Raw genomic sequence first — 358 nt, forward strand, 5'->3', positions numbered from 1 at the left:
AATTCCAAAAGCTAAAAAAGAGTAGGTGAGGACCATGGAAACTAATAATGTTTATATAAAACTTGTAAATATACAGAGTACTTTAAAAGCTCCTAAAAGTCAATTTAATAGCTTTGGTAAATACAACTATAGGAGTTGCGAGGATATACTAGAAGGTTTGAAGCCTATTCTAAAAGAAGAAAAAGCATTAGTTATATTAGATGATAAAGTTTTTAAATTATTTATAAGCTTTCCGGGAAACTCCATAGTCAACTCTATAGCCACCTCACTTCCCCTCCCCGACCCTTTCCCAGCCTGCGCGGGCGACGAGGTCCCTCTACAGGACCGCGGCGCGTAGGGCGCCCGCCATGAACCTGCT

1 protein-coding gene is annotated in these 358 nt (G+C 40.5%); it reads left to right on the top strand.

What is annotated here, in order from left to right; genetic code table 11:
• The first annotated feature begins 34 nt into the window (after positions 1-34).
• Complete coding sequence (locus FLV34_RS43625; protein ID WP_369074171.1) at positions 35-337, top strand: ERF family protein; 303 nt, start codon at positions 35-37, stop codon at positions 335-337.
• The last annotated feature ends 21 nt before the right edge of the window (positions 338-358 follow it).

This window comes from Microbispora sp. CSR-4, assembly GCF_008033685.1.
In the GTDB taxonomy this organism is placed as follows: Bacteria; Actinomycetota; Actinomycetes; order Streptosporangiales; family Streptosporangiaceae; genus Microbispora.

Bases quoted from the DNA above. Each gene is read 5' to 3' on its own strand.
- FLV34_RS43625 (WP_369074171.1), top strand. From the start codon at position 35: ATGGAAACTAATAATGTTTATATAAAACTTGTAAATATACAGAGTACT.